Origin of the sequence: Corynebacterium sp. ACRPJ, assembly GCF_022347345.1 — a bacterium.
In the GTDB taxonomy this organism is placed as follows: domain Bacteria; phylum Actinomycetota; class Actinomycetes; order Mycobacteriales; family Mycobacteriaceae; genus Corynebacterium; species Corynebacterium tuberculostearicum_D.
Genome location: NZ_JAKRNC010000030.1, coordinates 1 through 5,280, shown reverse-complemented (window position 1 = coordinate 5,280; position 5,280 = coordinate 1). Strand labels below are relative to the sequence as shown.

Annotated in this window: 5 protein-coding genes, 1 tRNA gene and 2 pseudogenes; 4 read left to right on the top strand and 4 right to left on the bottom strand. The window is 56.5% G+C overall.

Annotated features, from left to right (window positions below):
* Positions 1–187 precede the first annotated feature (187 nt).
* The 3 genes and pseudogenes from MHY08_RS11845 to MHY08_RS11530 all read right to left on the bottom strand — a co-directional run.
* A pseudogene (locus MHY08_RS11845) lies at positions 188–430 on the bottom strand (IS3 family transposase); the annotation flags it as partial.
* Positions 427–790 (bottom strand): annotated as a pseudogene (locus tag MHY08_RS11535) (transposase). The pseudogenes MHY08_RS11535 and MHY08_RS11845, both read right to left, overlap by 4 nt.
* A complete protein-coding gene (locus MHY08_RS11530; protein ID WP_239236774.1) occupies positions 766–909 on the bottom strand; it encodes a hypothetical protein in 144 nt (47 codons plus the stop codon). Before MHY08_RS11530 ends, MHY08_RS11535 begins: the two are co-directional and overlap by 25 nt.
* 136 nt (positions 910–1,045) lie before the next feature.
* Between MHY08_RS11530 and pgm the strand changes: the two genes are divergently transcribed.
* The 4 genes from pgm (at position 1,046) to MHY08_RS11510 (ending at position 4,096) form a co-directional block, all read left to right on the top strand.
* The gene (pgm, locus tag MHY08_RS11525) at positions 1,046–2,662 is read left to right on the top strand and encodes a phosphoglucomutase (alpha-D-glucose-1,6-bisphosphate-dependent) (RefSeq protein WP_239230791.1); all 1,617 of its coding nucleotides are present in this window, start codon (positions 1,046–1,048) and stop codon (positions 2,660–2,662) included.
* Positions 2,663–2,678: 16 nt separating this feature from the next.
* Complete coding sequence (locus MHY08_RS11520) at positions 2,679–3,143, top strand: MauE/DoxX family redox-associated membrane protein (protein ID WP_239230793.1); 465 nt, start codon at positions 2,679–2,681, stop codon at positions 3,141–3,143.
* Between the two features lie 54 nt (positions 3,144–3,197).
* Entirely contained in the window at positions 3,198–3,947 is a 750-nt protein-coding gene (locus MHY08_RS11515; RefSeq protein ID WP_239230795.1) for a thioredoxin domain-containing protein, read from the top strand.
* Between the two features lie 76 nt (positions 3,948–4,023).
* Positions 4,024–4,096, top strand: a tRNA-Ala gene (locus MHY08_RS11510).
* A 52-nt stretch (positions 4,097–4,148) separates the two neighbouring features.
* On the opposite strand, the gene MHY08_RS11505 is transcribed toward MHY08_RS11510, so the two are convergent.
* Positions 4,149–5,057, bottom strand: coding sequence for an NAD(P)/FAD-dependent oxidoreductase (locus tag MHY08_RS11505; RefSeq protein ID WP_239230798.1), 909 nt, complete (start codon positions 5,055–5,057; stop codon positions 4,149–4,151).
* Positions 5,058–5,280: the final 223 nt, after the last annotated feature.

Genomic DNA, 5,280 nt, shown 5'->3' with positions numbered 1-5,280 from the left:
ATGGAAGGAGCCCGAGTATCCGGCTGGAAACAAGCCATCAACCAAATGGCCGTGGCCTACCCCGACCGCTTCGACAAATACCTATAAACCCAGCCCCACACACAAACAACTTGACACGCTCTTTGCCTTTGCCAGAAACACCGGCCAAGCGCATTAAACGGGCAGTTTGTTCACGACCGATATCAATTCCGTCACGGCGGAGAGCATGCCACATTTTCCGTACACCGTAGACACCGTAATTATCCCGATGAACAGTTCTAATGCGTTCGACCAGCACAGCATCACGAAGGCGACGAGCACTTAACCCACGGGCCTTGGACTGGCGATAGCCACGCGAGGTGATGAACCCACCAGCCCGGTTATTCTTCAACGTCTTACAGATGAACTCGACAGAGAAACGAACCCGGTATTCATCGATGAACCGGATCATTTCCGACGTTTTGGGTCGAGTTCCGACGCGAAAAAAGCTGAAGCGGCCTTCAGCAGCTCATTAGTGTCGCGTAGCTCTTGATTTTCACGACGCAGCCTCGCGTTTTCCGCGGCCAAATCTTCAGGCACAGGTTCTGGGATGTTTCCCGCACGACGGGCCTGTTGAGTCCATTGACGGGCCGTATGCCATGAAACCCCCAGCTTTGGAGCTACTGCCTGGCACGCGGCTTGCATCGACATATTTTCTGCCAAGATGCGATCTTCCACGAGACGGACCACACGGTCCTTTGCATCCTGGTCAAATTTTCTTGGCATATTCCAGATTTTCCCATCTACTTAAACGGAACAAAACCTGGGACACTTCAGTCCGCCCAAACGAATGGTCAGCCACAGGCCGGTGCCCAGCAGGAGGGGAATGAGGACGAATGGTCCCCACACCACGGTGCTGATGGCGGAGAGGATGGAATTAAGCGAGTCCATTCTGTAAATCTAGCGAACTATAGAAATGGAGTAAATTTGCCCATACCCCCAGCCGGGGGAATATTCGTCCTGCGCAACCACGGGAGAGCAGGCAAGCTGGAATGGCATCCCATCCCAACCCTTCAAGGAGCACGCCATGGCCCACGAGCGCGCCGGCACGCTGGCACAGCCCACGGATCTTATTGATATCGCAGAATTGGTCACCGCCTACTACACCCGCACCCCAGATGCGGAGAACCCGGATCAGCAGGTGTCCTTCGGTACCTCAGGCCACCGCGGCTCAGCGCTCGATTGCGCCTTTAATGAGGCTCATATCCTAGCGATTACCCAAGCCATTGTGGATTACCGCGCGGAACAAGGCGTTGCTGGGGCGATTTTCATCGGCCGCGATACCCACGCGCTGTCCGAGCCTGCCATGGTCTCCGCCCTTGAGGTGCTGCTGGCCAATGGGGTGGAGGTTCGCGTCGATGATCGCGGCCGCTACACGCCGACCCCAGCGGTCTCCCATGCCATCCTGACCCACCCTGGCACCGATGGCATCGTGATTACCCCGTCCCATAATCCTCCCCGCGATGGCGGCTTCAAGTACAACCCGCCTACCGGTGGACCGGCCGATGCTCAGGCCACCGATTGGATTGCTGGCCGCGCGAACGAGTACCTGCGCGCCGGGCTGGAAGGCGTGAAGCGGACGTCTGTCGCGGGCGTGCTGGACGAGCGCTGCGTGAAGCACGACTACGTACACAACTACGTGGCCGACTTGAAGAATGTGGTGGATATGCAGGCCATTAAAGACTCCGGCCTGCGCATTGGCGCTGATCCCATGGGTGGCGCCTCCGTGGATTATTGGAAGGCCATCGCTGACCACTACGAGCTCAACATGACCGTGGTGAATCCGGAGGTGGATGCCACTTTCCGCTTTATGGCCTTGGATACGGACGGAAAGATCCGCATGGATTGTTCCTCGCCTGATGCTATGGCCTCGCTTATCGACGCCCGCTCAAAGTTCGACCTTGCCACCGGCAACGACGCCGACGCGGACCGCCATGGCATTGTCACTCCCGATGCCGGCCTAATGAACCCCAATCACTACCTTGCCGTGGCTATCGAGTACCTCTTTAGTCACCGCCCGCAGTGGGGGAGCGCTGGTGTGGGAAAGACCCTGGTGTCTTCCTCCATGATCGATCGCGTGGTGAAAAACCTGGACCGCGAATTGGTGGAGGTGCCCGTCGGCTTTAAGTGGTTTGTACCGGGGTTGCTCGAAGGCACCATTGGTTTCGGTGGCGAGGAGTCTGCCGGGGCGTCTTTCCTGCGCTTCGATGGCTCCGTGTGGTCCACCGACAAGGACGGCATCATTATGGACTTGCTCGCCGCGGAGATCACCGCCGTCACCGGCAAGACTCCGTCCCAGCGCTACGCAGAACTCGCGGAGAAATTTGGCGCCCCAGCCTATGCCCGCACCGACGCCCCCGCGAACCGCGAGCAGAAGGCCATCCTCAAGAAGTTGTCTCCGGACAAGGTCACCGCTACAGAGCTGGCGGGCGAGGACATTATGGCCAAGCTGACGGAGGCACCCGGCAACGGTGCCGCGATTGGCGGCCTGAAAGTAGCGACGGAAAATGCCTGGTTCGCCGCCCGTCCCTCCGGCACTGAAGATAAGTACAAAATCTATGCCGAATCTTTCTTGGGTGAGGAACATCTCAAGCAGGTGCAAGCAGAAGCACAGGCAGTTGTTTACCATGTATTAGGGGTTTAACGCTACACTCATCCTCGTGAGTAGCAAGACTAATGGGAAGCTGGTGCTCGACGTCATCAGCTTCATCGCCCGCTTTTTTATGGCTTGGGTGTGGATTGACGCCGGCGTGCATAAGCTTGGCAAAACCCTAGACATGACCCAGGCCATTAAGGGCTATGACATTTTTACGCCTGATTGGGCTCTTTACCTCGCAACGGTCATTGGCCCACTGGAGGTTATTGGTGGCGTGCTCTTGCTGCTCGGGCTGTTTTTGCGAAAGTCCTCCATCGTGGCCACCGTCGTGTTGCTGCTCTTTATGGTGGGCATCGCACAAGCTTGGGCCCGTGGACTGGATATTGACTGCGGCTGCTTTGGCTTTGACGCCCAAAATCCTGACCGAGGAATGGACTATGCGAAGACGCTATTGCGCGATGCCGCATATTTATTCTTCACTGTATGGACTATCAAACGCCCTTTCACCAAGTTTGCCCTTCACCCCTAGTAGGTGGGCAAGGTAGGCTAAATTAGTCCGGAAATTTTCGAAGGCAAGGTTCAAATGAGCAAAGTAACTGACCCGAACGCCAAGGGCGGCAACGGATTTATTTGGGGAGTCGGCGTACTCCTCGTCGTCATTGCCGTTGTCATTGGCTACATCGTGTGGAACGGTAAGCAGTCTTCCCCTGGTACTCTTGGTGATGTTGATGTCCAAGACGTAAATATGTCCATGGAATACAACGACGGTGCCATCACCCTCAAGTCTGACAGTGCCAAGAAGGGTACCCCTGAGGTGGATCTCTACGAGGACTACTCCTGCCCGCACTGTGCAGAATTGGCTGCAGCTACCGACGGTGACATGAAGCAGGCCATCGAAGATGGCAAGCTGATCGTTCACGTGCGCACCCTCAACTTCCAGGATGGCAAAGAAATTGAAACCCAGGAGGGCTATTCCACTAAGGCGGTAGCCGCTATGTCTGAGCTGTCTAAGTCTGGGGACGTTAAGACCTACTGGAATCTGCGTGACTACATGCTGCAGAATCAGCAGAAGGTGGCTACTTCTTGGGAGATTGAGGACATTGCGGACGCAGCCAAGGAACTTGGTGCGGAAGATGATGTTGTTGAGTCCATAAAGAACGTGGACATTAAGCAGGGCAATAAGGTGGCAAAGACCAACTACGACAAGCTGGATAAGGAAACGGGCTCTGTGTCCTCGCCGCGTATTGTCAAGGATGGCAAGGATGTACCATCCAAGGCGGATGAGAAGGCCGGCAAGAACCTGGGTGACTGGGTAGAGATCGTCACCAAGTAGCAGGCGATTTGGAGAGTTAAATACTCTCCATGTATATTAAAGCGAGTTGCAGCCCACAGGGTTGCAACTCGTTTGAGGGGCTATGGCGCAGCTGGTAGCGCACCACACTGGCAGTGTGGGGGTCACGGGTTCGAATCCCGTTAGCTCCACAAGATAAAGGAGAGGAACATTAGTTCCTCTCCTTTTTCTTATTGCGGTGGGCTAGAGCTTCGCCAGGTCTTCATCGAGCATGCGCTGATCGATGGCGATGCCCACGGCCGTGCCGCTGCCCATTGCTTGCGAGACTTGGTCCGGTGAGCTGACCACATTGCCGGCCGCCCAGAGGCGCGATACCGAGGTCTGGCCATGCTCTACGCTGACCCACCCGTTGGTTAATTCGCAGCCGGCATCCCGCAGCAGTGCGTCATTGGGCAGAAAATCGGGCCCTGTAAAGCACGCTTCATAGGTGTCTTCTCCAGTGGAGCTTTGCACTACTACGCCGGTCGACGATGCCTTCTCTGGCCGGATTTGTGTCACTTGCGCATCGTTTACCTCTACACCCAATCCGGCGAGTTGGGTGCGATCAAGATCGGTGAGCTCAAGGCCGTTGGGGTAAAAGGTCAGTGTGTCCGTCCACGTGGACAGCAGCTTGCTGATCCGGATGGTAAAAGGCGGATTCGCGCCGCCGATGAGTGCAACCTTCTTCCCGGTAACTTCGTAGCCATGGCAGTATGGGCAGTGAAAGACCCTGGTGCCCCACAAATCGCTGAGGCCGGGGACTGCAGGGAGCTTGTCCGTGAGCCCCGTCGCGATGAGAACGTGGCGGGATTCGAGAACCTCGTCGCTGCCAAGTTTTATCTGCCAAGGCTCGCACTCGGAAGTGCGGGTGAGTTTTTCCACCGAGCCCTGGGTAATGGTTCCGCCGAATTTCTTGACCTCCGCGTGACCGCGCTGAAGCAGTTCGGCGGGAGCCGCGCCATCGAGGCCAAGGATGCCGTGGGCATGTTCGCTGAAGCGATTGCGGGGAGCCCCAGAATCGATTAACTGAATTTTTCGGTTAGCGCGGGCCAAGGTGATGGCCGCAGCGGTGCCGGCAAAGCCACCGCCGATGATGATGACGTCCGAGTACATTGCTCCTCCTTTATAGGAAGTGGGTAGCATGGTTTGCAGCCGAGTATATGCAGTCAACATCGAAGGGGCTCGCGCGCAGAATGACTGATGAATCCACAGGGTTCTTGAGGTTACCCTCGAGTAGTGGACACCCTATTTGTGCGGATCTTGTGTCCGTAGGAGAGGATGTTCATTGTGAGTCAACAGCGCAAGAAATACACGCCGGAGTACCGGCGTGAAGCCG